The sequence below is a fragment of the Thioclava indica genome (assembly GCF_000714545.1).
GTDB classification, from domain to species: domain Bacteria; phylum Pseudomonadota; class Alphaproteobacteria; order Rhodobacterales; family Rhodobacteraceae; genus Thioclava; species Thioclava indica.
Genome location: NZ_AUNB01000027.1, coordinates 20,181 through 44,513, shown reverse-complemented (window position 1 = coordinate 44,513; position 24,333 = coordinate 20,181). Strand labels below are relative to the sequence as shown.

Sequence of the window (24,333 nt, the reverse complement as noted above, 5' to 3'; positions counted from 1 at the left end):
GCAAGAGTTTGGCGTTACTGCGTGGCCCCCGTGGTGACCAGATCCGCCGCCATATCGGCAAAACCGGGCGTGACGGACGCTGCCGGAACCGGGGCCGCCTGCGTGTGACCGTTGATCATCAGCGCCGCCTTGCGGATCAGACCATTGCGTTCAGGCTGCGCAGGGGCAAAGACCGGCGTGGCTGCGGCGCTTTTTTCATACCAGCCCAGCGCCAGATCGCGGCGCTCCTGCGTGCCGATGCCACGCACCAAATGGTGACCGATCAGCTCTCCGTAGCCATCTTGGCCCAGCGCGCTGAGCACCAGCGCCGAGCCCATCGCCACGCCCATATCATCGGTGCGATAGCCGACCGACAGGCAGATCTTGGCGGTGCCCGTCAATTGCGCGGGGCTCATGCCCGAGCCTGCAACAAAGGCTTTGACCTTATCAATCACCACATCGCGCGGGCTGATCCCGGCCGAAGCCACCTCGGATTTCAGCAACGCGCCGAAATCGCGGCATTGCGCGGCCACCTGATCAGGCGTGAAGCCGGAAATCTTGGCCGCCATCGCCTCACCACTGTCGATTGCGTAACCGCGCGCAAGACAGAACTGCTCGCCCAGCGCCTGATCGGCATCGCTGAGCGCGGCTTCGGTCATGAACCCACCATTGGACGAGGTCACAAGCCCGACCTTGGCGCAGTAAGAGGCCAACGACACCGTGGGCTCTGCTGTTGCAAACGACGGCATCGCGGGGGCCGCCGCAACCTGCGCGGCAAATGCAGGCACCTGCGGTTGCGTGGTCGAGGTCATCACCGTATCGGGCAAGCCCTGCGGTTGGGTGGACAGGTTCGAGCCGGGCGCGCCCGCCATCACCGGCGCGGTCTGATCAAGCTTTTGGCAAATCGCCTGACGACAGGTGAACATCGCAGGCGTGGCCCCGACGGCCTGAAAATCGTTGCGCTCATAGCCCTGCGGGGTCGAGGCGAAAATCCGCACGACGCAATTGTTGCCATTGCACCAGAACCCCTGCCCCAGAACCGAAGTATCCAGCAGATAATCCGTGCGCCCGTCAGCATTCATATCGGCCAGCTGCACAAAGCCCGCCCGCGCGATCAACTGCTGGGGCTGCACATTCGAGTTGTGGGCGATTTCAAATACGGCTTCCGACACCTCGGGCGGCAGACCGCCAATCGTGCCGCCAGCGTAGGTCTGCGACCCCGAACCGCCCAGCATCTGCTCGCGCGTTTCGATCAGCAAACCGCGCATCCCTTGGGGATGGTTTGAAACGGTTTGCGCAACCGCAGAGCCGCCCAGCCGCGCCTTTTGATACGCGGTGGTCAGGATCGTGCGCTCCATTTCCCCCAGCTTGCCGGTGATCGGGAACTTCATATAGGCCTGATATTGCGACACACCCGCGCGCGAGTTGCGCCCCAGCACCCCATCAGGCGTGCCCACATTCCAGCCGAAATGATTGAGCGAGGTCTGCACTTCGCGATTTTGCTCGCGCTGCGCCGAGGACATCGTGGGTTTCTTGTAATAGCGTTTAGTGACGGTGCGCGTCCGGGTGGTCCGATTGCGATTCGCCTCATTGACGATCGCACCGCCGATGATACCACCGATCACCCCGCCAACGATATCAGAGCCACCCGCCGCAACCGGACCCACCGGCCCAAACGTGACGGCCAGCGACAGCGCGCTGATAATCAAAGCCTTATGTTTCATCTCTTGATCCCCCAATCCCAGAATTTCGGCCTTGCATTTTCATCGGCAAAAGCCATTTTCGCAGCGCAAGGCGGGTCCGCCGACTGTCGAAGGTGCCATGCACGCGTCACGATTGTGTGAATTTTGGCGCTTGAACCGTGTTTATGGCAAGCAAAATTGACGTCAGGTAAGGAATTCCAGCCTCAGAAAGGATAGCGACATGGTTGAGTGGCGTATCAGCGAGGCTCCCGTGCAATACGACGAGGCGCTCTCTTTCATGGAAGCCCGCGTTGCGCAAATCCACGCGGGTGAAGCGGATGAAATGATCTGGCTACTCGAACATCCCCCGATCTATACGGCGGGCACCTCGGCCAAGCGCGCCGATCTTGTCGATCCGGATCGCTTCCCGGTTTATGAGGCAGGGCGCGGCGGGCAATACACCTATCACGGGCCGGGCCAGCGCATCGCCTATGTCATGCTGGACCTGAACAAACGCGGGCGCGATGTGCGCAAATTCGTGCAACAGCTTGAGGAGTGGGTGATCGCGGCGCTGGCCGAATTCAACGTCAGCGGCGCGATCCGCGACGGGCGTGTGGGCGTCTGGGTCACGCGCCCTGAAAAGCCGCTGGGTGCCGATGGTATGCCCGCCGAAGACAAGATCGCGGCGATCGGGGTCAAACTGCGCCGATGGGTCAGCTTTCACGGCATCTCGATAAATGTTGACCCCGATCTCAGCCATTTCGAGGGAATCATCCCCTGCGGAATTCGCGACCATGGCGTGACCAGCCTTGTCGATTTGGGGATTCCTGCGACGATGGTCGATCTTGACGTAGCGTTGGCTGCGACATTCGCGCGCACATTCGGGGACAAACCTGCTCACGCGCGATAAATTTACTGACATCACCCCCGATTTGCATGTTATGAACGCCATCAAGACAGCGTGACTGTCTGTGAAAGCCGGGTCGGGAGGACCCGCAACACTCACATAAAACAAGGATTACGCGATGAAACTTAGCCTGATTGCCACGATCACCGCCATCGCTCTGGCTGGCCCTGCTTTCGCGCAGGACGTCGCCAAAGGGGAAAAAGAATTCAGAAAGTGCAAAGCCTGCCACGCAATCACTGCGCCCGATGGCACTTCCATCGTTAAAGGCGGCAAGGTTGGCCCGAACCTCTATAACGTCGTGGGCCGCCCGGTCGCTTCGGTAGAAGGCTTTAGGTACAAGGACGGCATCAAAGAGCTGGCCGAAACCGGTGCCGTCTGGACCGAAGCGGACATCGCTGAATACATGACCGATCCGTCCACCTATCTCGAAGAGAAAACCGGCGATCCCAAAGCCAAATCGGGCATGACCTGGAAGCAGAAGAAAGATCAGGCCGATATCGCCGCCTATCTTGCCTCCCCCGAGGTTTCGCCGGGCGAAGCTAGCTAAGCAGCGCTTGCGCGATGAGACGTTGAAAAGGCGGGCCTTCGGGCTCGCCTTTTTTCGTCGAAACGAGCGTGGTCGGCGCAACGACATGCAAATATTCACGATTCTGCAAAAACCTCACGCCCCTGCGACAATTTTTCACGCTTACGTGTCCTGAATTCTTGCGACGGGCGCGAAATCCCCATAACGTCACCCTATTCAGGCCCATGGGAGGGAGACCCCGGCCTGCAGGGAGATATGGGAGTTTACTATGGCGGACGCAGCCGTTCACGGCGATGGTGCGCATGACAGCCGCGGGTTCTTTACCCGTTGGTTCATGTCCACCAACCACAAAGATATCGGCATCCTCTACCTGTTTACCGCAGGTTTTGTTGGCCTGATCTCGGTTCTATTCACTGTTTATATGCGCCTCGAGCTGATGGAGCCCGGCGTGCAATACATGTGCCAGGAAGGCGCGCGTTTCATTGCGAACGCGGCCGAGGAATGCACCCCCGATGGGCACCTTTGGAACGTGATGATCACTTATCACGGCGTTCTGATGATGTTCTTCGTGGTGATTCCCGCGCTATTCGGGGGCTTTGGCAACTATTTCATGCCGCTCCAGATCGGCGCGCCGGATATGGCGTTCCCGCGGATGAACAACCTCAGCTACTGGCTGTATGTGGCAGGCACCTCGCTGGGGATTGCTTCGTTGCTGGCGCCGGGTGGCGGTGGTGGCATGGGGTCTGGCGTGGGCTGGGTTCTGTATCCGCCGCTTTCAACCAATGAATCCGGCTATTCGATGGATCTGGCGATCTTTGCCGTGCACGTTTCTGGCGCAAGCTCGATTTTGGGCGCGATCAACATGATCACCACGTTCCTCAACATGCGTACACCGGGCATGACGCTGCATAAGGTGCCGCTGTTTGCTTGGTCGATCTTTGTCACATCGTGGCTGATCCTGCTGTCTCTACCGGTTCTGGCGGGCGCGATCACCATGCTGCTGATGGATCGCAATTTCGGCACCACCTTCTTTGATCCTTCGGGCGGTGGCGATCCGATCCTGTATCAGCACATCCTGTGGTTCTTCGGTCACCCCGAGGTCTATATCATCATCCTGCCGGGCTTTGGCATCATCAGCCACGTCATCGCGACCTTCTCGCGCAAGCCGGTCTTTGGCTATCTGCCGATGGTCTATGCGATGGTGGCAATCGGCGTGCTGGGCTTTGTCGTCTGGGCACACCACATGTACACGGTGGGTCTGTCGCTAACGCAGCAAAGCTACTTCATGGTGGCGACGATGGTGATTGCGGTGCCCACGGGCGTGAAGGTATTTAGCTGGATCGCAACGATGTGGGGCGGGTCTATCCAGTTCAAGACGCCGATGCTTTGGGCGCTTGGGTTCCTGTTCCTGTTCACCATCGGCGGCGTGACCGGCGTGGTTCTTAGCCAGGCGCCGCTTGATCGTGTCTATCACGACACCTATTACGTCGTGGCACACTTCCACTATGTGATGTCGCTTGGCGCTGTGTTCGCGATCTTTGCCGGGATCTATTTCTGGATCGGCAAGATGTCGGGGCGGCAATACCCGGAATGGGCGGGCAAAGTGCATTTCTGGGCGATGTTCATCGGCTCGAACATGATCTTCTTCCCGCAGCACTTCTTGGGCCGTCAGGGCATGCCGCGCCGCTACATCGACTATCCCGAGGCGTTCGCGACTTGGAACTATGTCAGCTCGATCGGCGCGTTCATCTCGTTTGCCAGCTTCATCTTCTTCATCGGCATCGTGTTCTACACGCTGTTCTTCGGCAAGCGCGTGACCGAGAACAACTACTGGAACGAATATGCAGATACGCTGGAATGGACCCTGCCCTGCCCGCCGCCCGAGCATACGTTCGAGCAGCTTCCCAAACGTGAGGACTGGGATCACGCCCATTCCCATTAGCGGGGCTCCCGTCTCCTGAACTTGAAACGGCCCCGAATTAATCCGGGGCCGTTTTTGTTGCAACCCGCGCGTGACGCTTTGCGGGACCTGCAACCCGCGTTAGTCTGAAAGCCCGCGTGACCGAGAGAGCCAATGCCCTATCGCTGGATCGAAACCGCCCCCACCGAGGGGCAAGCGGATGCCCCCGCAACCGAGCTGCATTTGTGGCCTTACCGCTCCTTGCCGCGCAAAGGGTTTGTGATTTTCATCGTGATCTTCGTCACCCTGATCAGCCTGCCGCTTTTTGCGGTGCTCGGGCGGGTGGAGCTGTGGTGGCTTTTGCCTTTCGTCATGGCAACCGTGGCCGGGGTCTGGTGGGCGATCTCTGCAAGCTACCGCACCGGCGAAGTGCGCGAGGTGCTGTCCTTCAGCCCGCAAAAGCTGCGCCTGATCCGTCGCGATCCGGGGCGCGCCGAAGCACGCGACTGGGAGGCCAACCCGCATTGGGTCCGCGTCGAAATGCACGTCAAGGGTGGCCCGGTGCCCAACTACCTTACGCTGCTTGGCGGTCCGCGCGAGGTCGAGATCGGCGCGTTTCTGTCTCCCGAGGAACGGCGCGATTTACACGGCGAACTCACCCGCCACATCGCCAAGGCGAGTGTGCCAGACCCGCTTTAGCGCCTAATCCTGCACGCCCACACCGGGGCCGGAAATCGGCAGACATTGATAGGTTTTCTCAATCTTGAGGGCCGCTTGGCGCGCCCAAACCGCGCTGTCGCCATTGACCTTTCGCGTGGCCGCCTTTGGCGAGGTGCCCGCCGTCAGCGCCCCCACCAGCTCTGCGGCAAAGGTGTCACCATAGGTGCGAATCTCGGCCTCATAAGCCGCATGCGCCTTGCGCGCACGGGCTTTGGTCGCGCGCGGCGTTACACCGGGCGCACAAAGATAGCCCAGTTCCCCGCCAGCAACGCGGGAGGAGAACTGAAACATTTGCCTGTCAGGATAGCTGCGTTTGATCTCGTCCAACCCCGCCGTGGGCACGCAAGCGCCAAGCAGTGCTGACACGCCCAACACGTGCAGTTTCAAGCGGTTGAACATATCGCGCGCCCCCTCACGCACATAGCCGCAAAAGCAAACGCCCGCCTGTTTACGAGGCGAGGCGATCCTTGACCTGCGGGCCGACTTTCGAGAAATCCATCTGGCCGGTGAATTGCGCTTTCAGCTCGCCCATTACGCGACCCATATCGCGGATCGAATCTGCACCGAGCTTGGCGATCGCGCTATCAATAGCCGCTGACACCTCATCTTCGCTCAGCTGGCGGGGCAGGAAATCTTCGATCACCGCGACTTCCGACAGCTCTTTTTCGGCCAGTTCCAGCCGCCCGCCCTCTTCATAAGCGCGCGCGCTTTCCTGCCGTTGCTTGACCATTTTTCCCATGATCGCAAGCACTTCGGGATCACCGACCGTGCCTTCACCCTCGCCTTCCGAGCGCATCGCAATCTCGCGGTCCTTGATGGCCGCATTGATCAAGCGCAGCGTCGAAAGCCGCTCGCGATCCTTGTTCTTCATCGCTGACTTCAGCGCCGTTGCGATCTGTTCGCGCATTTGCATAATCTACGTCCTTTATGCAGCAAGCCGCCAGAATAGCCGCTTTGCGAAATGCGCACAACCGCTGCAAATTATTGATTTCGTTGATAAATACAAATCTCTCGCGAGCCCTTGACCCGCGCGTGGCGCGCGCCTAAGTTCCGTCGAATTTTGCCTCGGGGAGTCGCGCCATGCCTGCAAGTCAGACTGCATCGGAAAAGCCCACCGCCTTGATCGCGTTGGCGGATGGACAACTCTTTTATGGTCGCGGATTTGGCGCAACCGGTGAAACGGTGGCCGAGCTGGTGTTCAACACCGCGATGACGGGCTATCAGGAAATCATGACCGATCCGTCCTATGCGGGTCAGGTCGTGACCTTTACCTTTCCCCATATCGGCAACACGGGCGTGAACCCCGATGACGATGAAACCGGCGATCCGGTGGCGGCTGGCATGGTGGTCAAATGGGACCCGACCGAGCCAAGCAACTGGCGCGCAAGCGAGGATCTGGTGGACTGGCTGGCAAAACGCGGGCGCATCGGCGTGGGTGGCGTTGACACCCGCCGCCTGACCCGCGCGATCCGTCAGCAAGGCGCGCCCCATGTCGCGCTGGCTTATAATCCCGATGGCGAGTTTGACATCGAAGCGCTGGTGAAAAAGGCGCGCGATTGGTCGGGGCTTGAGGGGCTGGATCTGGCCAAGGACGTGACCTGCGCGCAAAGCTACCACTGGGATCAGATGCGTTGGGCTTGGCCCGAGGGTTACACGGCCGCCAAGGGCAATGATCTTAAGGTTGTCGCGATCGATTACGGTGCGAAACGCAACATTCTGCGCTGTCTGGCCTCTGCGGGCTGCGATGTGACTGTGCTGCCCGCAACCGCGACTGCCGAAGATGTGCTCGCGCTGAACCCCGATGGCGTGTTTCTGTCCAACGGTCCGGGCGATCCTGCGGCAACAGGTATTTATGCCGTGCCGATGATCAATGGTGTGCTCGAAGCGCAACTGCCGGTTTTCGGGATTTGCCTTGGTCACCAGATGCTGGCGCTTGCACTGGGGGCCAAGACGATCAAGATGAGTCACGGCCATCACGGGGCCAACCATCCGGTGAAAGATCTGACCACCGGCAAGGTTGAGATCACCTCGATGAACCACGGCTTTACGGTCGATAGTCAAACGCTGCCTGAGGGTGTCACTGAAACGCATATCTCGCTGTTTGATGGCTCCAATTGCGGCATCGCCCTGCAAGATCGCCCGGTCTTCTCGGTGCAACACCACCCCGAAGCCAGCCCCGGACCGCAAGACAGCTATTACCTGTTTGAACGCTTCGCCGATGCGATGCGCACGCGCAAAGCCGGTTGAATTCGTGGCATTTTTGCGCCCTCACGGCGCGAATGCCACGCAATGCCCTTGATGCGTTAACCCCCCGTTAACCCTGCGTCCGCATGTTGAGTGCGGGACAGTGGTTAGGGGCGACTCATGGCGCAGGCCAAGGCAAGTATCGTGGAACCGTTTGAAAGTGTCGCACAGGATGCGCCGCCGCTTTCGTCGCAGCAAAACGTAACGCCCGCACCACGCCGGCAGCGGGTGTTCCCGAAATCTCATTCGGGGCCAGCGCTGCGCACGCCACTGGGCCAGATCCTGCTGGAAATGGGCGAGGTCGAGCCGGGCAACCTGCTCAAGGCGCTTGCGCTGCGCCAACGCGAAGACGTCCGTCTCGGGGATATTCTGCTCACCCATGGTTGGGTTGATGAGCCCGCCCTGATGGCCGCTTTGGCGCGGCAATGGCAGGTCTCTGTCGTTGATCTGACGCGCGAGCACCCCGACCCGCGCTTGATTGACGCGCTTGGGGCAGAGCTGTGTCTGGCGCAGGCGATGGTGCCTTGGCGTCAGATCGGCGGGCATACCGTCATCGCCACCGCGCGCCCCGAGAGTTTTGCAGCGCTGAAATCAGAGCTGCCCGCCAAATTCGCCCCCTATCGCATGATGCTTGCCCCCGAGCGTGAGGTCCATGAAAGCCTGCTGCGCCGCCGCCAAACCGCGCTGATCCGGCGCGCCGAGGTCAAGGTCGATCTTGCCGAAAGCTGTCGCACCCATAATGAGGCCCGAGCCGCGCGGATCGCAACGGCGTTCGTCATTTTGACTTGCTTGGGTCTTTTGTTTGCGCCGCAATGGATTTTTGGGGCGCTGTTTGGCTGGGTCATGCTGACCTTGATCGCCTCGATGGGGCTAAAGCTGATGGCCTTTGCCGCCGAATTCAGCGCGTTGCGCAAGGCCGACGCGCGTCCCGTTCCAGAGCGCCGTCCAAAGGCTGGCCCACCGCCGCGCCTGCCGATTATTTCGGTGATGGTGCCGCTGTTTCGCGAAAACGACATCGCGGCGCGGCTGGTCGAGCGGTTGGGAAAGCTGACCTATCCGCGCGAATTGCTGGACGTCATTCTTGTAGCCGAGCAAAGCGATACGATCACGCGCGACGCTTTGGCGCGCACGCAATTGCCGCGTTGGATGCGCGTCGTAAGCGTGCCCGACGGCCCGATCAAGACCAAGCCGCGCGCGCTGAATTACGCGCTCAGCTTTTGTCGTGGCTCGGTGATTGGTGTGTGGGATGCCGAGGATGCGCCCGAACCCGATCAGCTCCATATCGTGGCGCGCCACTTCGCACAGGCACCCGCCGAGGTGGCTTGCCTGCAAGGGATTCTCGATTACTACAATCCGCGCACCAACTGGCTGTCGCGCTGTTTCACGATCGAATATGCGACTTGGTTCCGGATGTTTCTGCCGGGTCTCGCGCGGCTAGGGTTCGTGGTGCCCTTGGGGGGAACGACCCTGTTTTTCCGCCGTGATGCGCTGGAAAAACTGGGTGGCTGGGATGCCCATAACGTGACTGAGGATGCCGATCTGGGCGTGCGTCTGGCGCGCCACGGCTATCGCACCGAACTGATCCCTGCCGTCACCTATGAAGAGGCCAATTGCCGCGCGATCCCGTGGGTCAAGCAACGCTCGCGCTGGCTCAAGGGCTATGCGATGACGTGGTCGGTGCATATGCGCGACCCGCTGCAGCTTTGGCGCGATCTTGGCACCAAGCGGTTTATCGGCGTGCAAATCCTGATCCTTGGCTCGCTATCGCAATACATTCTCGCACCGGTTCTGTGGAGCTTCTGGATCACGCTGTTCGGCCTGTGGCATCCGATTGCGTCCAACATGCCAGCCGTTCTGTTTTGGCCGATGATGGCGCTGTTCGTGGCCTCGGAACTGATCAATATCGCCGCTGGCATGTGGGCCGTGCGCCACGAGGAACACCGCCATCTAATCAAATGGGTGCCCTCGCTGCATCTCTATTTTCCGCTTGGCGCATTGGCGGGGTGGAAGGCAATTTATGAGGTGATCGCGATGCCGTTTTACTGGGACAAAACCCATCACGGCATCTTTGACACCGCGCAATCGCATGATGCGTTAGGGCCAGCACTGAGCGAAACAAGCTTAATTCCCGCCATCGCCTTGGTCAGTGACCAGTTCTCAAAGCCTGCCCCACGCACCGCACGCGCACCCTTGATTGACTAAGCGCGACTAAAGCGCCTCGGCCCAATGGCCTGCGGTGCCATGGCCCGCCGCATCCAGCTTGAGGCGCGTTTCAAAGGCCCGCGAGATATGGGCGCGCAGCGCGGCAGCCGCAGCCTCTTCATCGCCCTCGCGGATCGCATCAATAATCGCCTGATGTTCGTCCAGCGCGGCCTTGCCCCGACCCTTTACACCCAGCGATGTGGTCGCCAACAACGCCATCGAGCGATGCACCAGATCAAGCTGCTGCACGAGATAGCGGTTATGCGAGGCCAGATGGATCTGGTGGTGAAAGCGCCGGTTGGCACGGCTCAGTGCCTCGGGGCTGTTAAGCTGGCCGCGATCCTCATCAATCATGTTTTGCAACACGCGCACCTCTTCGGGGGCCGCATGTTTGGCCGCCAGCCGTGCCGCCAGCGCCTCTAGCTCGGCACGTACCACGTAAAGCTCGGCGAGCTGGTTGTGATCAAGCGAGGCCACGATCAGCGAACGCCCGTCGCGCGCCAACATCTGCTGCGTTTCAAGGCGCTGCAGCGCCTCGCGCACCGGGGTGCGTGACACGCCGAACCGATCCGCCAATTCGGATTCCACCAAACGGTTTCCGGGGCGATAAATCCCCTCGTCGATTGCTTCGAGTATCAGCGTATAGGCGTCTTTTTGCATCTGTCCTGCCTTGTAACTTGCGCAAGATTAGGCCCGTGCGCGCGCCGAAGACAAGCAGATTGCACCTGCGCGCCTCTCGCCTTACGTTTCGCGCCATGAGCACACATGATTTTTCGCACGTCACCGACTGGGTCTTTGATCTTGATAACACGCTGTATCCGCCCTCGGCGCGGCTGTTTGACCAGATCGAAGTGAAGATGACCGATTTCGTGATGCAGGCGCTGGGGGTTGATCGCGCCCATGCCGATCATCTGCGCGGGCATTACTGGCAGCTATACGGCACGACACTGGCGGGGCTGATGCATGAACATGACGTTGATCCCGGCCCCTATCTGACCGAGGTGCATGAGATCTCGCTGGATCATCTGCTACCCGATCCGGCCCTGCGCGCAGGGATTGCCGCCCTTCCCGGTCGTCGCATCGTGTTCACCAACGGTTCGGCCCCCTACGCCGAACGGGTTCTGGCTGCGCGCGGTCTGTCGGGGCTGTTTGACGGGGTTTATGGCGTAGAACATGCCGAGTTTCACCCTAAACCCGTGCCACAGGCCTTTGACACGGTGTTTGCGAAAGCAGGGATCACGCCCGCGACAGGCGCGATGTTCGAAGATGATCCACGCAATCTGCGCCACCCCCATGCGTTGGGAATGCGCACCGTACATGTCGCGCCGACCGCCGAGCCCGATGATTACATCGAATTTTACACCGATGATTTGGCGACATTCCTGACGCATCTGACACAAAAGTAACGCCGCGATCACGAAACTGCGACATTATGGCGCGCGTTGCGCTATATAAAATAAATCCACCTCCCGTTAAGCCCTAACGGACTATCAGGGAGATAGCGAAGGGAGATTCGACAATGACCACCACGACCGCCGAGCACGGCGTTACGCCCCCCGTCGTCGACACTCAGGATCATGCGCATGACACTGCGCACGTGAACCCGCGCATCGCCTATCTGATCGCATTCGTGACCGTTGCTCTCGCTGTTGGTCTGATTGCCACGATGGGCCTTGGTGGCTTGATCCTTTGGGGTGTTGGTGCGACCTGGATCATGCTGGCCTTGCTGGTTTTGATGACCGCTGGCGGTTGATCTGCCCGACTTAGGGTCGGTCGCGTAAAGCTGACTTTTGTGTTTTTAAGCGCGGCCAGAACAAAAGGTTCGGGGCCGTGCGCAGTTATGCGCGACGCCACGACCGTTTGGATGACCGCGATGGCCTTTGTGGTTTTCGTCGTGCTTGTGGGAATCTCGTTTAGCTAGGCTGCACGGGACCCCGACTTTCAGTGATTGCGAACGCGGCCCGATCGGCGCAAATTGGGCGTGTATCAGACGGGGGTTTTCCATGTCACAATCAAGCCACATCCAACAGACCGACATCCTGATTTCCGGCGGCGGAGTCGCGGGCCTAACGGCAGCGGCGGCGTTTGGCGCGGCGGGTTTCACGACAATCTGCGTCGATCCCACTCCGCCCGTCACCTCGGAGGGCGATGACGGGGCGGATATGCGCACGACGGCACTGCTGCACCCCTCGCGCAAATTGCTTGAGGCGGCGGGGCTTTGGGCGCGGCTGACGCCCCATGCTGCGCCATTGCAAATCATGCGCATCATCGACGCGGGTGGCGAGAAATCCGAGGCGCGGCTGTCGCGCGATTTCGATGCTGCCGATCTGTCGGACGATCCGTTTGGCTGGAACTTTCCCAACTGGTTGCTGCGCCGCGAAATGGTGGCGCGGCTCGCGGAAATCCCTCAGGTTGATTTCCGCCCCGGCGTCGCAACGACCGGGCTGATAACGCGTGAAAGCGGAGCCGAGGTGACGCTGAGCGATGGCAGCCATGTCCGTGCGCGGCTGGTGATTGCTGCCGACGGTCGTAACTCGTTTATCCGCGAGGCGGCAGGTATTTCCGTCAAAACAACGCATTACGGACAAAAGGCGCTGGCCTTTGCGGTCACCCACCCGATCCCGCATGGCAATGTCTCGACCGAGATCCACCGCTCGGGCGGGCCGTTCACGCTGGTGCCGCTGCCCGATCGTAACGGCGTGCCCTCATCCGCCATCGTCTGGATGGAGCGCGGGGCCGAGGCCGAACGTCTGGCCGCCCTGCCCGTCGCGGAATTTGAGGCCGCTATGCTGGAACGCTCGACCGGTATTCTTGGGCCGCTCAAGCTGGAGACGCGCCGCTCGATCTGGCCGATGATGACGCAGATCGCGCGCCGCTTTAGTGCCCAGCGCGTGGCCCTGATCGCCGAGGCGGCCCATGTCATCCCGCCCATCGGCGCGCAGGGATTGAACATGAGCCTTGCCGATCTGTCCTATCTGCTTGAGCTGTGTGACCGCGATCCCGCGCATCTGGGCGAACCCGCGATGCTGGATGCCTATCATCGCCGCCGCTGGCCCGAGGTTAAGGCGCGCGAGATCGGGATTGATTTTCTTAACCGCGCCTCGATGGTGCAGGCCCGCCCGTTGCGCGATCTGCGCGCGGGGGTTTTGGGCGCGCTTTATTCGCTGGGGCCGGTACGCAAGTCGTTGATGCGTGCGGGATTGGGCGTCAAATAGCTGTGCGGCTCGGAGTTTGACGCAGCCACGGCCCGCGCCAGAACCGCCGCATCATCAGCGCACCCGCACAGGCCAGACCCAGCACCAGCCCGAACCACAGTCCGACCCCGCCAAATCCCAGCGGAAAGGCCAAAGCGTAGCTTGCCGGAATACCGACCAGCCAATAGCTCAGCACCGCCATCCACATCGGCACACGCGTATCCTGCACGCCCCGCAACAGGCCCAACGCCATCACCTGCATCAGATCAAAAAGCTGAAACACCGCCCCAACCATCAGAAAGCTGACGCCGCTCGCGATGATCTGCGCACTTGCAGGATTGGCGCGATCCAGAAACAGCGCGGTCAGCGGCCCGCCCAATGTCACAAACAGCGCCACCGTCGCCAGCCCGTAGGCCAGCGACAGGCCGATGACCGCCAGCGCCCCGTCGCGCAACAGCCGTGGATTGCGCGCGCCATGCGCCCGCCCTGCGCGCACCGTCGCCGCATTGGACAGCCCGACATGCACCATGAACGCTATCGAGGTGATTTGCAGCGCGATGCCATGGGCGGCCAGCTCGACCGTGCCAATCCAGCCCATCATCAGCGCCGAGGCCTGAAACATCGAGCCCTCCGCAACCGAGGTCAGCCCGACCGGCACGCCCATTTTCAGCACCAGCCAGAACGCCTCCCAATCGGGGCGCCAGAAGCGGGCGAACAGCTCGATATGGGTCAGGCCAGGGGCGCGCGCGGCGTAGATCGCCTGTGCGACCAGACTAAGACAAGCGACGGTAAGCGAGGCAATCGCCGCCCCCCGCACGCCCAGTTCGGGAAAGCCCCAATTGCCGAAAATAAACAGCCAGTTCAGCCCGATATTGACCCCGATACCCGCCAGCGTGATCCATAGCAGAACCTGCGTGCGCTCTTGCGCAGAGAGGTAAGAGCGCAGCACCATCATCGCCAGCGCAGGGGCCAGGGCAAAGCCGAGGATGCGCAGATAGTCCTGCGCGAGGCTCGCGATCTGGGGCTCTTGGCCCAGCAATTGCAGGATCGCGCCAGAATACCACGTCACCGGCAACACCGCGATACCATACAGGATCGACAGCCAGATCCCCATCCGCGTGTCACGGCGCGCCTGCACCTCATCATCCGCGCCAAGGCTCGCCGAGACCCGGCCCATCACCGCCAAAGCGATGCCATTGCCCAGCATAAACAGCGAGAAAAAGAACGACGAGCCGAGCACCAGCGCCGCCAATGCCTCAATCCCGTACCAACCCACCATCACCGTATCGGTGACGTTGAGCATCATCTGAGCAAGGTTGGACCCGACCAGCGGCAAGCCAAGCGTAAGGATCGCGCGCAGGTGGCGCGTGATCGGCATCGGAGAGGTTGAGGTCGGGATTTGCGCGCTCATCCAAGTTCGCTAGACGCGCGCGCAGGCTCGGTCAAGAGTTGGGTTAGTCTCCCTCGACCACCTTCTTGCCGGTGATCATCGGGGTAACGAGGTTCTCACCCTTCCACCGCTTGTAAAACAGGATCGCAGAGATATGCACGCCCACCACGATTAGCAGCAAGGTCGAGATGATATTATGCAGCTTCACCGACAGATCACTGATGCTATCGGGCACATATTGCGCCAAGGGACCGACATTGATGTAATCCTTGGGATCAGACATCAGCCCGGTCGCGATCTGCGCGATCAGCAGTCCAAGGATAATAAAGACCGACCACCCCCCCATAGGGTTGTGGCCGATCCAGTTTGACGGTTCGCGCGAGGGCAGATGGCGCAGATACGCCAACGTCTTGCCCGGTCCGAACAGAAAGCTTGAAAAACGCGCGTTACGCGTGCCCACAAAGCCCCAGATCAGACGCACCCCCACCAGCCCCGCGATGAAATAGCCAAAATAGAAATGCCATGTCATCTGGTTCGGCCCCCATTTCCCCAGCCCCCAAGCGCCAGCAAACGCCAGCACCAGAAGCCAGTGGAAAGAGCGAACGACCGGGTCCCAAACCTTGACGGTTCGGGTTTTGGGGGAGGTGGTGTCACGCATCTTGATACGCCTTACTTACTTCGCGCGGAAATCGTCGTGGCAAGCCTTGCAGGCGCCGCCCAGTTTTCCAACAGCGGGCTGAAGTGTCTCAAGGCTACCTGCGGCTGCGGGCATTGCAGCGGCTGCTTCGTGCAGCCCGGTGGCTTTGGCCGTGAAATCATCGCTCTTTTCCCAGATCGCGGGAAGCGCGCGGGTCTTGTCGCCCAAATCATCCGTCGACGTACCCGGCATGAAGAGCGGCGAGACATCAACCTTGGCGAGGGCGGCGATGTTATCAGCGGCGACTTTAGCCTTGGCTGCATCAAATTCCATTTTGCCCTGCGCCATCGGTGCCAGCACGGCCATCTGGGCACCGAGCATTTCGAAATAGCCTTGGCGAGCTTTAACCGCATCTTCAGGCGATTGTGCTGCGACCATACCGGCGGGCAGAGCGAAGCAAAGAGCGAGGAGGGTTTTACGCATGATAGTCTCCCAAATTATAAAAATCAGATAGTTCCCGCTTCGCATGTTACACGAACGCGTGAAACTCCCAAGACACTTTATTTGTGCGCGAAAGCACATGCGGCGTGCTGACGCTGGCGCAAAGCATTTGATTTCACGCGATTTTCCGCCGAGTGACAGAAATCTCATCATCCGTGCGACGGAAACTACATATAGCGACGTATCAACGAGTTCACGCGCGCTCAAATATGAGTTAATCGCACTATCGCACTGGTTTTCGTGCCACGAAATCGACCAGGGCCGCACGACCGGAATGCCCCGCGCCCTCGTCCAGATCGCCGTCATAATCGGCTTGATGCAGCACGTCCCAACGCGGAAACGCGCCGTTGAGCAAATCCAGATCATAGAGTTGCTCAACCATGCCCGGCCCGCCAGTGCCATAGCGCGGCTGGCGGCGTGCAAAGCCGTGGATCAACACCAGCCCGCCGGGTTTTAGCGCCCGGGCGAGACCGTCAAAAATCTCGGCGCGAAACGCGGGATCCGCAAATTGGATGTAGCAGGCCAGAACCGCATCATATTCCGCCTCGGGCCAATCAAAGCCACGCAAATCCGCGTCGATGAAATCAAGCGTCACGCCGCGCTCTTGCGCCAGCCTGCGCGCCTTCGTACGGGCATTCGGCGCGGCCTCAAGCGCGGTCATCACCACGCCCTGCCCGGCCAGGAATGCCGCGTTGCGCCCCTCTCCCTCGGCAATCGAAAGCATTCTGGAACCCGGCGCAATACGCCACGCCTGCTCTGCCACAAACGTTGCAGGAGCCTTGCCGTAAAGATAGTCCTCACCTGCGAACCGCGCGTTCCAACTCATCGTGACCTCCTTGGTCTGGCCTGATGAGATGGAGCGCGATTGCAGTGTGGCAAGCCGAGCACGCAAGTCACTTCGGCGTAGCGGGTGCCTTGCGTGAGGTCTTGCGCTGATCGGGATGCATGGACGCCCCCAAAATGTGATCGGCCGAGTGCACCACGTGGCTGGCATTACCAACGATCAACGGATCGGGGCCTGACGCGATCTCATAGTCTTTATCGGGATAGTCCAGCGTGGACAGGAAATGACGCATGCAATTGAGCCGCGCACGTTTCTTGTCGTTCGATTTCACGATGGTCCAAGGCGCATCGGCGGTGTCGGTATAAAAGAACATCGCCTCTTTTGCCTCGGTGTAGTCATCCCATTTGTCCAGCGAGGCAAGGTCGATCGGCGATAGTTTCCAGCGCTTGAGCGGATCGGTTTCACGCGATTTGAACCGCGCGCGCTGTTCGTTCTGCGTCACAGAGAACCAGTATTTATACAACCGAATCCCCGAGCGCACGAGCATCCGTTCCAATTCCGGGGTCTGGCGCATGAATTCCAGATATTCGCTGGGCGTACAGAACCCCATCACCCGCTCGACACCGGCGCGGTTATACCAACTGCGATCGTAAAACGTCATCTCGCCAGCCGTGGGCAAATGGTCGATATATCGCTGGAAATACCATTGGCCACGCTCTTCTTCGGTCGGCTTATTGAGCGCCACGACACGGGCAAAGCGCGGGTTGAGATGCTCGTTAAAGCGCTTGATCGTGCCGCCCTTACCCGCCGCATCCCGCCCTTCAAACAGGATCACAAATTTCTGACCCGTCTCAAGCGCCCATTTCTGGACCTTCAGTAATTCAGCCTGAATCTGCGCTTTCTCACGCTCGTATTGGGCGCGCTTCAACCTAGTTCGATAGGGGTATTTGCCACTTTCAAACGCCAATCGAACGGCGTTGGGGTCAACGCGCGGAAAGCTCTTCGGCCCTTTCTCGGTCTGGCCATCCGCCACGATTGCGGGATTGGGATCAACCGGATCGGCTGGCTTTGCAACGGCGCTTGCCGCAACCGCTTTTGACTCTGCTGTGGCTTGAGTGTCGGCGGTTTTCTTGTCGGTCACGGTTTCATCCTTCATGCGCGTCTCTCCTGTTTGAAATCGTCAGCAAGGTTAGAACAAAGCCCCGTGATCTGCTTTGATACGCATCAAGAATGTCGCACTTGGGGCTATGCAACGGCTCCGAAAATCCGCCATATCACTCAAAAGTGGAGGATCGGATGCTCACAGTCTACGGAAACTATCATTCCCGCGCGAGTCGCACGCTTTGGCTGCTTGAGGAAACCAAGCTGCCCTTCAAGCTGACGCGTGTGGTGCAGGCCAATCGCTTTAAGGATCCGCTCGCGCCCGATGCACCGCTCAACACCCGCTCGCCCGAGTTCCGTCGCCTCTCGCCGATGGGCGCGATCCCGGTGCTCGAAGATGAGGGGCTGATCTTGTCGGAATCGCTAGCGATCAATCTGCATCTGGCGCGCAAGGTTGGTGGTCCCTTGGCCCCTGCCAATGAACGTGAACTCGCCCTGATGGAGCAATGGGCCCTGTTTTCCGCCACTTGGATCGAGGCGGATTCACTTGCGCTGAGCTTTGTCTATCGGCGCAAGGAACAAGACACCGAGGAAGGGCGGAGCGAAATCGCGCGTTTGACCGCCAAGCTTGTCCGCCCGCTTGCGGCGCTAGAGGCCCATCTCGAAGATCACAGCCATATGGTCGGCGGGCGCTTTACCGTCGCTGACATCAACACCGCCGAAATTTTGCGCTATGGCACCGATCACGCAGATTTCCTGTCGCCTTACCCGCGTCTCGCTCAATGGTTAAAGCTGTGTCACGGACGCGCCGGGTTCCGCGCGATGTGGAGCAAGTTTCAAGCCGAGCCCGTCTAGGCGCGAATCGCATCGCAGAAATCAGGCGATTCGCGGGCGCATCCCCCGCCCACAACAGGCATTGCTCGCCACGCGGGCAATTGCTCAGCCCGCGCCTAACCTTTTGGTCAGGTTTTCCTGCACACTCAGTCTGGAATTCCTCTATCGACCCGAATTCTTCTTGGTAAACACGCTTCCCCTACGTCAATGTGAGGGGGTGAAAAAGATGTGGAGTTCGGGGATGTCGGGCCTTGTGGCATATGGGATTTGTTTGCTTGCGGTGAGTGGGGTCATTGCAAGCGAGCGCTTCCTTAAACCAGTGTCTGGCAGGCGCGTAACCCTGCATGGGCCAACGATCTTCCTTGGCGCCATGTGCTTTGTCGCTGCGGCGACAGCTTGGGTTCTTGCGTTACGTCATGTCTCCTTGGCGCAAAATGCGGGTTCTGCACCGCTTTTCACATTGTTGGCGCTTGTGACGATTGGTGTGCTTTTGTTCGGTGGAAAACGTGCCGTGCTAGAGCCGCTCGGGATAGCCATGGCTGTGGGGGCGATGTTGCTAATGTCGAGCATTCTCTGATCGTCGTTGATCCGTAGGGGTGGGGCCCGCGGTGATAACGGGGGCGGAGGGGCGTTCTTGCCCCCCCGCCCCTACCTGCTGTATCTGTGGTCTAACAAACCACAAGAGGATGCGAGCATGGCCGACGATCTTTTGACGCCCAAAACCGATAGCTACGACGCGTCCTCAATTGAGGTGCTTGAGGGGCTGGAGCCCGTGCGCAAGCGTCCGGGCATGTATATCGGGGGCACGGACGAACGCGCTTTGCACCATCTTGTGGCCGAGGTGCTTGATAACTCGATGGATGAAGCCGTCGCAGGCCATGCGACTCGCATTGAGGTCGAACTGCTGGCCGATTATTCCGTCGTGGTGCGCGATAATGGCCGCGGCATCCCGATTGATCCGCACCCGAAATTCCCCGGCAAATCCGCGCTTGAGGTGATCTTGTGCACGCTGCATGCGGGCGGGAAATTCTCGGGCGATGCCTATGAAACCTCGGGCGGTTTGCATGGCGTTGGTGCCTCGGTTGTGAACGCTTTGTCTGATTCCATGATCGTGCAAGTCGCTAAAAACAAAGAACTTTACGAGCAACGCTTTTCGCGCGGCATCCCCGAAGGCCCGGTGCAAAAGATCGGCGCCGCCCCCAATCGGCGCGGCACCACCGTGACCTTCCATGCCGATGAGCAGATCTTTGGCCATCACCGCTTCAAGCCCGCGCGGCTGATGAAAATGGTGCGCTCCAAGGCGTATTTGTTCTCGGGCGTCGAGATTCGCTGGAAGACCGAGATCGACGATGGCGAGACCCCCACCGAGGCCGTTTTCCATTTTCCCGGCGGCTTGTCAGACTACCTGACCGAGACGCTCGGCAGCGCCAGCACTTATGCCGACCGTCCCTTCGCCGGAAAGGTGAAGTTTCAGGAAAAATTCGGCGTTCCGGGGCAGGTCGAATGGGCGATCAATTGGACGCCGTCGCGCGATGGTTTCATCCAATCCTACTGTAACACCGTCCCCACACCCGAGGGCGGCACCCATGAGGCCGGATTCTGGGCCGCGATTCTCAAAGGGATTCGTGCCTATGGCGAGTTGGTGAACAACAAAAAATCCTCGCAGATCACGCGCGACGACCTGATCACGGGGGGCTGTGCGCTGGTGAGTTGTTTCATCCGCGAGCCAGAATTTGTCGGCCAAACCAAAGACCGGCTTGCCACCGTTGAGGCCCACCGCCTTGTCGAGGGCGCGGTGCGCGACCATTTCGACAACTGGCTGGCCTCGGACACGAAATCGGCGGGCGCGATTCTTGATTTCCTTGTGCTGCGCTCGGAGGAACGCCTGCGGCGGCGTCAGGAAAAGGAAACGCAACGCAAGACCGCCACCAAAAAACTGCGTCTGCCCGGTAAGCTGGTCGATTGCTCGGCCACCAACCGCTCCAATACCGAGCTGTTCATCGTCGAAGGCGACTCGGCGGGTGGCTCGGCCAAGATGGCACGCGATCGCAAAAATCAGGCGCTGCTACCGCTGCGCGGCAAGATCCTGAACGTGTTGGGCGCGGCGAGTTCCAAGCTTGGCACGAACCAAGAAATCAGTGATCTCACGCAGGCTTTGGGCGTGGGTCTGGGCACCCGGTTCAATGTCGATGATCTGCGCTACGATAAGATCATCATCATGACCGATGCGGATGTCGACGGCGCTCATATCGCCTCGCTTTTGATGACCTTCTTCTTTACGCAAATGCGCCCGATGATTGATCAGGGGCACCTCTATCTGGCTTGCCCACCGCTTTACCGGCTGACCCAAGGAGCAAAACGGATTTATGTCTCGGACGACGCCGAGAAAGAAGAGATGTTAACGAAGGGTCTGGGCGGAAAAGGAAAAATTGATGTGCAGCGTTTCAAGGGCTTGGGCGAGATGGACGCCAAAGACCTGAAAGACACAACAATGAACCCCGAAACTCGCAAACTGATCCGTGTGACGATCCACGACGATATGCCCGGCGAAACCGACGATCTGGTCGAGCGCCTGATGGGCAAAAAGCCCGAACTGCGATTCCAGTATATTTCCGAAAACGCGCAGTTCGTGGAGGAGTTGGACGTTTGAGGGCACCTCTGCCAAGCCCACGAAAATGCGCGCCCCTCATACCCGTTTCTTAGCCTCGCTAGCTCGCCCGCGCTTGCGGTTGCAATTCTGCAGGCGCGTGTAGCACAGGGGTTTCGGTTGTGAACTGACCGACGGTCTCCGTCAGTTCCGTCGTCGATTCAAGCAGCTTGGCACTCGCGGCCGAGGTCTCCTCAAACATCGCCGCGTTTTGCTGCGTTACCTGATCAAGTTGGTTTGCGGCAGTATTGATCTCGCGCAGGCCTTGGCTTTGTTCTGTCGTGCCCTGCGCCATTTCCTGAACCTTGCCGGAAATGCTATTCACCGCGTCCATGATGGAATGGAGCACCTCACCTGCTTTGCTGACAAGGCCAACGCCTTGACCGATCTGCGCGCTTGAGCGGTCGATCAAGTCATTGATTTCGCGCGCGGCATCCGATGATCTCTGCGCCAATGCGCGCACTTCCGAGGCGACGACAGCAAAGCCGCGCCCTGCTTCTCCCGCGCGGGCAGCCTCCACCCCGGCATTAAGAGCCAGAAGATTGGTCTGGAACGCAATCTCGTCGATCACGCCGGAAATGCGCGAGATTTGTTGCGAACTGTCGGCAATTTCATCCATTGCATTAACGGCTTCGCGCACAACACCTTCGCTAGAACGGGCGTCACTTTGTGCCTCGACAACCATCGCGCTCGCCTGTCTGGCCCCTTCTGCCGCCGACTGTACAGAGGCCGTGAGTTGATCAAGCGCTGCAGCGGTCTGTTCAAGCGTGGCTGCTTGCGTTTCCGTGCGTTTGGCAAGTGAGCCTGCAGCTGTGCTGATCTCTTGCGTGTCGCCACGGATCGAAATGGCGTTGGTGATAATGTCACCCACCGCAGCGTTCAGCTTGCCCGACGCAGCGTTGAAGTCAGAGCGCAACTCTTCATAGCTTTCACCAAATTGCATCTCGATCCGTGTCGTCAAATCCCCTTCCGAGAGATGGCCAAGCGCGCGACGAAGCTCTTCGACGACAATTGATTGCTCACGACTCGCGCGCGCCCGGTCTATTGTCGCCTTGTCCAAAGCGGCGCGCGTTTCGGTCACGTCATTGCCGATGAGAACAAGTCCAGAGAGTTTACCAAACGGATCAATCATTGGGCTCAGACTGGCATCAGACAATAAAGTGCCCTCGTCATGCTGGATGTGAAACAAGCCAGTCACAGTTTCACCAGAGGCGATCAAATCGACAAAGCTGCGATAGGGTTGGCCATGGGGTGGCTCATATTGCACCACCTCTTCGATATCGCGCCCCAGGAAATGGCGCAGCTCCATTCCAGCCAGTTTGCAAGTCACGTTGTTCACGAAGGCCACTTTCGCATCGGGCGAGATTTCTAAGCGGATGAGCCCCGTGTCGAGCGCCTTGAAGATCGACGCCTCGCGCAGCGTTCGGGTTTGGTTTTTCCACTCGACTACAAAGCCGAAAGGTTGATCATGTTCATCTTTTGCTGCCGTCACAGCCAGCGAGAAATAGCTGGTTCCCATGCGCACATGCGTTTGGAACGGAAGGTTCGCCGGATTGGATAGCCGCGCGCGGGCTTTTTCCGGCAAGACATGAAACCGATCCATGTTGATGCCAATAAAATCCTTGACGCCTAGGCCGTTCAAAACGGTATCAAAATCAACGGCACGTTCCTGCACAAGATCGCTCAGCGCCCGGTTCACATAGAGAATATTGAACGCGTCATCGACCATCATAAGAGCGGTCGAATTGTCCGAGAAGGCGGCGCTTTTGAACGCGGTTTCGCGCGCCAGCGCATCGGCCTCTTTCATCTTGTCGCGAAAGGTCTCGAGCGTTTTGGAAATCTGGCCAATCTCGTCCCCGCGCGCACTGGAGGGGAGCGCGACGTCATAGCGTTTGTCCGAGATTTCGCACATCGCGCCGCCGACGCGCGACAGCGGCACAGCGATTGAACGTGACATGGCCAACGCGATGAGCGCGGCAACTGCCGAGATTGCGGCGCCAACCAGGAAGAACTGGTTTCGCATCGCGCGCACCGGGGCAAACACTTCGGCCATATCTTCCTTAACAATCAAAGCCGAGCGCGTGCCGTGAATATCAATCGGCTGGTAATGCGCGAGCGTGAGATTACCGAAGCGATCTGTCATTTCAACGAACCCGGTCTTGCCTGCAAGAGCGGCTTTCACAGCGGGATTATCGACCTTGGTGGAAAGCGGATCTTGGGCCTTTGACCGGATGCTGTCGGTATGCATCAGCCCATCGCGACCTGCCAGATAAGCGTCCCCGCTTGCGCCCAGATTGGAAAACCCGTTCACCGCCGCATCAAACGCACCAATCGGCATCTGATAGGCCAGAACCCCAACCAGTTTTCCCGCGTCGTCAAATACCGCACGCGCCATGAATGCTGCGGGTGCGTCACCACTCGGCTTATAGGATGCAAAATCATCATAAACGGTTTGCGTATCTTTCGCCGCCAGCACAGCGCGAAACGCCGTGGCCAAACCGGAGTCTTTATACGCTCCCGTCAGTAGATTGGTCGCGTAATCCGCCTCTTTAGACACCGTGTAAACAACATCTCCCTCGGCATTAATGAGGAATATATCATCGTAACCTTTGTCGTTCCGAATTGAGTCGAGGCCGCGATGCAATCGCGCGTGCAACTGATCGTAGGCGGAGCCATCCCCGGCGCGCGCAAGCTTATCTTTTTCGCCTGCCGCGTTAGGGTTTTCATCAATATACAGTTTCTGCAGATCGCGCTGCGGCGTGTCATATTCCTTGAATCCGGCAGAAAACCCGTTGATCGCCTCAACAATGAGCGGGCTTGACGACTGCGCGCGCAGATCATTTCCCACCCCTTTCAGAAGCGTCTCGACCGCCTCGGCGCGCGCATGCGCGATCGCGGAAAGGCGTGAGTGAGTTTCTTCGAGTAGCGTCGTCGACGAACTGCGATAGGCCGCAAAAGCCGTGGCCGCAATCGCACCGATGGTCAGCAGCAGAATGATCACCGGCAGTTTCAGAGTGATCCGGATATTGTTAATCGGGTTCGTCACAGGAGCGATCCTCGCACGTAAGGACAAGACAGGTTGCCT

At 59.5% G+C, this 24,333-nt stretch carries 21 protein-coding genes and 1 pseudogene; 12 read left to right on the top strand and 10 right to left on the bottom strand.

Going from position 1 to position 24,333, the window contains the following annotated elements; translation table 11 throughout:
* Nucleotides 1-14 precede the first annotated feature (14 nt).
* A complete protein-coding gene (locus DT23_RS09585; protein ID WP_051697183.1) occupies nucleotides 15-1,703 on the bottom strand; it encodes a peptidoglycan-binding domain-containing protein in 1,689 nt (562 codons plus the stop codon).
* A 187-nt stretch (nucleotides 1,704-1,890) separates the two neighbouring features.
* Between DT23_RS09585 and lipB the strand changes: the two are divergent.
* The 4 genes and pseudogenes from lipB to DT23_RS09565 all read left to right on the top strand — a co-directional run.
* Nucleotides 1,891-2,571: pseudogene (gene lipB, locus DT23_RS09580) on the top strand (lipoyl(octanoyl) transferase LipB); the annotation flags it as partial.
* A 115-nt stretch (nucleotides 2,572-2,686) separates the two neighbouring features.
* Complete coding sequence (locus tag DT23_RS09575) at nucleotides 2,687-3,115, top strand: c-type cytochrome (protein WP_038130754.1); 429 nt, start codon at nucleotides 2,687-2,689, stop codon at nucleotides 3,113-3,115.
* A 247-nt stretch (nucleotides 3,116-3,362) separates the two neighbouring features.
* Nucleotides 3,363-5,036: a cytochrome c oxidase subunit I gene (ctaD, locus tag DT23_RS09570; protein WP_038130752.1), complete on the top strand. Its 1,674-nt coding sequence runs from the start codon at nucleotides 3,363-3,365 to the stop codon at nucleotides 5,034-5,036.
* A 132-nt stretch (nucleotides 5,037-5,168) separates the two neighbouring features.
* Nucleotides 5,169-5,693, top strand: a complete 525-nt coding sequence (locus DT23_RS09565; protein ID WP_038130751.1) for a DUF2244 domain-containing protein — start codon at nucleotides 5,169-5,171, stop codon at nucleotides 5,691-5,693.
* A 3-nt stretch (nucleotides 5,694-5,696) separates the two neighbouring features.
* Here DT23_RS09565 and DT23_RS09560 read toward each other — a convergent pair whose 3' ends face one another.
* Both DT23_RS09560 and DT23_RS09555 read right to left on the bottom strand, forming a co-directional pair.
* The gene (locus DT23_RS09560) at nucleotides 5,697-6,113 is read right to left on the bottom strand and encodes a hypothetical protein (RefSeq protein ID WP_038130749.1); all 417 of its coding nucleotides are present in this window, start codon (nucleotides 6,111-6,113) and stop codon (nucleotides 5,697-5,699) included.
* A 49-nt stretch (nucleotides 6,114-6,162) separates the two neighbouring features.
* Entirely contained in the window at nucleotides 6,163-6,627 is a 465-nt protein-coding gene (locus DT23_RS09555) for a GatB/YqeY domain-containing protein (RefSeq protein WP_038130747.1), read from the bottom strand.
* Nucleotides 6,628-6,794: 167 nt separating this feature from the next.
* Here DT23_RS09555 and carA point away from each other — a divergent pair, with 167 nt between their 5' ends.
* The gene (gene carA, locus DT23_RS09550; protein ID WP_038130745.1) at nucleotides 6,795-7,961 is read left to right on the top strand and encodes a glutamine-hydrolyzing carbamoyl-phosphate synthase small subunit; all 1,167 of its coding nucleotides are present in this window, start codon (nucleotides 6,795-6,797) and stop codon (nucleotides 7,959-7,961) included.
* Between the two features lie 117 nt (nucleotides 7,962-8,078).
* Entirely contained in the window at nucleotides 8,079-10,160 is a 2,082-nt protein-coding gene (locus DT23_RS09545) for a glycosyltransferase (protein ID WP_081847063.1), read from the top strand.
* Between the two features lie 6 nt (nucleotides 10,161-10,166).
* Here DT23_RS09545 and DT23_RS09540 read toward each other — a convergent pair whose 3' ends face one another.
* Complete coding sequence (locus DT23_RS09540) at nucleotides 10,167-10,820, bottom strand: GntR family transcriptional regulator (RefSeq protein WP_038130743.1); 654 nt, start codon at nucleotides 10,818-10,820, stop codon at nucleotides 10,167-10,169.
* Nucleotides 10,821-10,915: 95 nt separating this feature from the next.
* Between DT23_RS09540 and DT23_RS09535 the strand changes: the two genes are divergently transcribed.
* The 3 genes from DT23_RS09535 (at nucleotide 10,916) to DT23_RS09525 (ending at nucleotide 13,375) form a co-directional block, all read left to right on the top strand.
* Nucleotides 10,916-11,566: a pyrimidine 5'-nucleotidase gene (locus DT23_RS09535; RefSeq protein WP_038130742.1), complete on the top strand. Its 651-nt coding sequence runs from the start codon at nucleotides 10,916-10,918 to the stop codon at nucleotides 11,564-11,566.
* Between the two features lie 113 nt (nucleotides 11,567-11,679).
* Nucleotides 11,680-11,913: a hypothetical protein gene (locus DT23_RS09530; protein WP_038130740.1), complete on the top strand. Its 234-nt coding sequence runs from the start codon at nucleotides 11,680-11,682 to the stop codon at nucleotides 11,911-11,913.
* 250 nt (nucleotides 11,914-12,163) lie between these two features.
* The gene (locus tag DT23_RS09525) at nucleotides 12,164-13,375 is read left to right on the top strand and encodes a UbiH/UbiF family hydroxylase (protein WP_038130739.1); all 1,212 of its coding nucleotides are present in this window, start codon (nucleotides 12,164-12,166) and stop codon (nucleotides 13,373-13,375) included.
* Here DT23_RS09525 and DT23_RS09520 read toward each other — a convergent pair.
* From DT23_RS09520 to ppk2, 5 genes are all read right to left on the bottom strand, one after another.
* Nucleotides 13,368-14,765, bottom strand: coding sequence for an MATE family efflux transporter (locus tag DT23_RS09520; RefSeq protein WP_240473582.1), 1,398 nt, complete (start codon nucleotides 14,763-14,765; stop codon nucleotides 13,368-13,370). The two genes, DT23_RS09525 and DT23_RS09520, sit on opposite strands and share 8 nt — an antisense overlap.
* Nucleotides 14,766-14,808: 43 nt before the next feature.
* Complete coding sequence (locus DT23_RS09515; protein ID WP_038130736.1) at nucleotides 14,809-15,402, bottom strand: cytochrome b/b6 domain-containing protein; 594 nt, start codon at nucleotides 15,400-15,402, stop codon at nucleotides 14,809-14,811.
* Between the two features lie 15 nt (nucleotides 15,403-15,417).
* On the bottom strand, nucleotides 15,418-15,864 hold the full coding sequence (locus DT23_RS19490) for a c-type cytochrome (RefSeq protein ID WP_038130735.1): 447 nt from the start codon (nucleotides 15,862-15,864) through the stop codon (nucleotides 15,418-15,420).
* 241 nt (nucleotides 15,865-16,105) lie between these two features.
* On the bottom strand, nucleotides 16,106-16,708 hold the full coding sequence (locus DT23_RS09505; protein WP_038130733.1) for an SAM-dependent methyltransferase: 603 nt from the start codon (nucleotides 16,706-16,708) through the stop codon (nucleotides 16,106-16,108).
* A gap of 67 nt (nucleotides 16,709-16,775) precedes the next feature.
* Entirely contained in the window at nucleotides 16,776-17,822 is a 1,047-nt protein-coding gene (ppk2, locus tag DT23_RS09500) for a polyphosphate kinase 2 (RefSeq protein WP_081847059.1), read from the bottom strand.
* A 140-nt stretch (nucleotides 17,823-17,962) separates the two neighbouring features.
* Here ppk2 and DT23_RS09495 point away from each other — a divergent pair, with 140 nt between their 5' ends.
* From DT23_RS09495 to parE, 3 genes are all read left to right on the top strand, one after another.
* The gene (locus DT23_RS09495) at nucleotides 17,963-18,622 is read left to right on the top strand and encodes a glutathione S-transferase family protein (RefSeq protein WP_038130732.1); all 660 of its coding nucleotides are present in this window, start codon (nucleotides 17,963-17,965) and stop codon (nucleotides 18,620-18,622) included.
* 220 nt (nucleotides 18,623-18,842) lie between these two features.
* Nucleotides 18,843-19,178, top strand: coding sequence for a hypothetical protein (locus tag DT23_RS09490; RefSeq protein WP_156023911.1), 336 nt, complete (start codon nucleotides 18,843-18,845; stop codon nucleotides 19,176-19,178).
* Nucleotides 19,179-19,295: 117 nt separating this feature from the next.
* Complete coding sequence (gene parE, locus DT23_RS09485) at nucleotides 19,296-21,251, top strand: DNA topoisomerase IV subunit B (RefSeq protein WP_038130729.1); 1,956 nt, start codon at nucleotides 19,296-19,298, stop codon at nucleotides 21,249-21,251.
* 58 nt (nucleotides 21,252-21,309) lie between these two features.
* Here the strand turns inward: parE and DT23_RS18570 are convergent, their stop codons facing one another.
* Nucleotides 21,310-24,294: a methyl-accepting chemotaxis protein gene (locus DT23_RS18570; protein ID WP_051697182.1), complete on the bottom strand. Its 2,985-nt coding sequence runs from the start codon at nucleotides 24,292-24,294 to the stop codon at nucleotides 21,310-21,312.
* Nucleotides 24,295-24,333: the final 39 nt, after the last annotated feature.

Bases quoted from the DNA above. Each gene is read 5' to 3' on its own strand.
- DT23_RS09520 (WP_240473582.1), bottom strand. From the start codon at position 14,765: ATGAGCGCGCAAATCCCGACCTCAACCTCTCCGATGCCGATCACGCGC.
- DT23_RS09530 (WP_038130740.1), top strand. From the start codon at position 11,680: ATGACCACCACGACCGCCGAGCACGGCGTTACGCCCCCCGTCGTCGAC.
- DT23_RS09585 (WP_051697183.1), bottom strand. From the start codon at position 1,703: ATGAAACATAAGGCTTTGATTATCAGCGCGCTGTCGCTGGCCGTCACG.
- parE (WP_038130729.1), top strand. From the start codon at position 19,296: ATGGCCGACGATCTTTTGACGCCCAAAACCGATAGCTACGACGCGTCC.
- DT23_RS09490 (WP_156023911.1), top strand. From the start codon at position 18,843: ATGTCGGGCCTTGTGGCATATGGGATTTGTTTGCTTGCGGTGAGTGGG.
- DT23_RS09515 (WP_038130736.1), bottom strand. From the start codon at position 15,402: ATGCGTGACACCACCTCCCCCAAAACCCGAACCGTCAAGGTTTGGGAC.
- ppk2 (WP_081847059.1), bottom strand. From the start codon at position 17,822: ATGAAGGATGAAACCGTGACCGACAAGAAAACCGCCGACACTCAAGCC.
- DT23_RS09540 (WP_038130743.1), bottom strand. From the start codon at position 10,820: ATGCAAAAAGACGCCTATACGCTGATACTCGAAGCAATCGACGAGGGG.
- carA (WP_038130745.1), top strand. From the start codon at position 6,795: ATGCCTGCAAGTCAGACTGCATCGGAAAAGCCCACCGCCTTGATCGCG.
- DT23_RS19490 (WP_038130735.1), bottom strand. From the start codon at position 15,864: ATGCGTAAAACCCTCCTCGCTCTTTGCTTCGCTCTGCCCGCCGGTATG.
- DT23_RS09525 (WP_038130739.1), top strand. From the start codon at position 12,164: ATGTCACAATCAAGCCACATCCAACAGACCGACATCCTGATTTCCGGC.
- DT23_RS09560 (WP_038130749.1), bottom strand. From the start codon at position 6,113: ATGTTCAACCGCTTGAAACTGCACGTGTTGGGCGTGTCAGCACTGCTT.
- DT23_RS09495 (WP_038130732.1), top strand. From the start codon at position 17,963: ATGCTCACAGTCTACGGAAACTATCATTCCCGCGCGAGTCGCACGCTT.
- DT23_RS09535 (WP_038130742.1), top strand. From the start codon at position 10,916: ATGAGCACACATGATTTTTCGCACGTCACCGACTGGGTCTTTGATCTT.
- ctaD (WP_038130752.1), top strand. From the start codon at position 3,363: ATGGCGGACGCAGCCGTTCACGGCGATGGTGCGCATGACAGCCGCGGG.
- DT23_RS09555 (WP_038130747.1), bottom strand. From the start codon at position 6,627: ATGCAAATGCGCGAACAGATCGCAACGGCGCTGAAGTCAGCGATGAAG.
- DT23_RS09565 (WP_038130751.1), top strand. From the start codon at position 5,169: ATGCCCTATCGCTGGATCGAAACCGCCCCCACCGAGGGGCAAGCGGAT.
- DT23_RS09505 (WP_038130733.1), bottom strand. From the start codon at position 16,708: ATGAGTTGGAACGCGCGGTTCGCAGGTGAGGACTATCTTTACGGCAAG.
- DT23_RS09575 (WP_038130754.1), top strand. From the start codon at position 2,687: ATGAAACTTAGCCTGATTGCCACGATCACCGCCATCGCTCTGGCTGGC.
- DT23_RS09545 (WP_081847063.1), top strand. From the start codon at position 8,079: ATGGCGCAGGCCAAGGCAAGTATCGTGGAACCGTTTGAAAGTGTCGCA.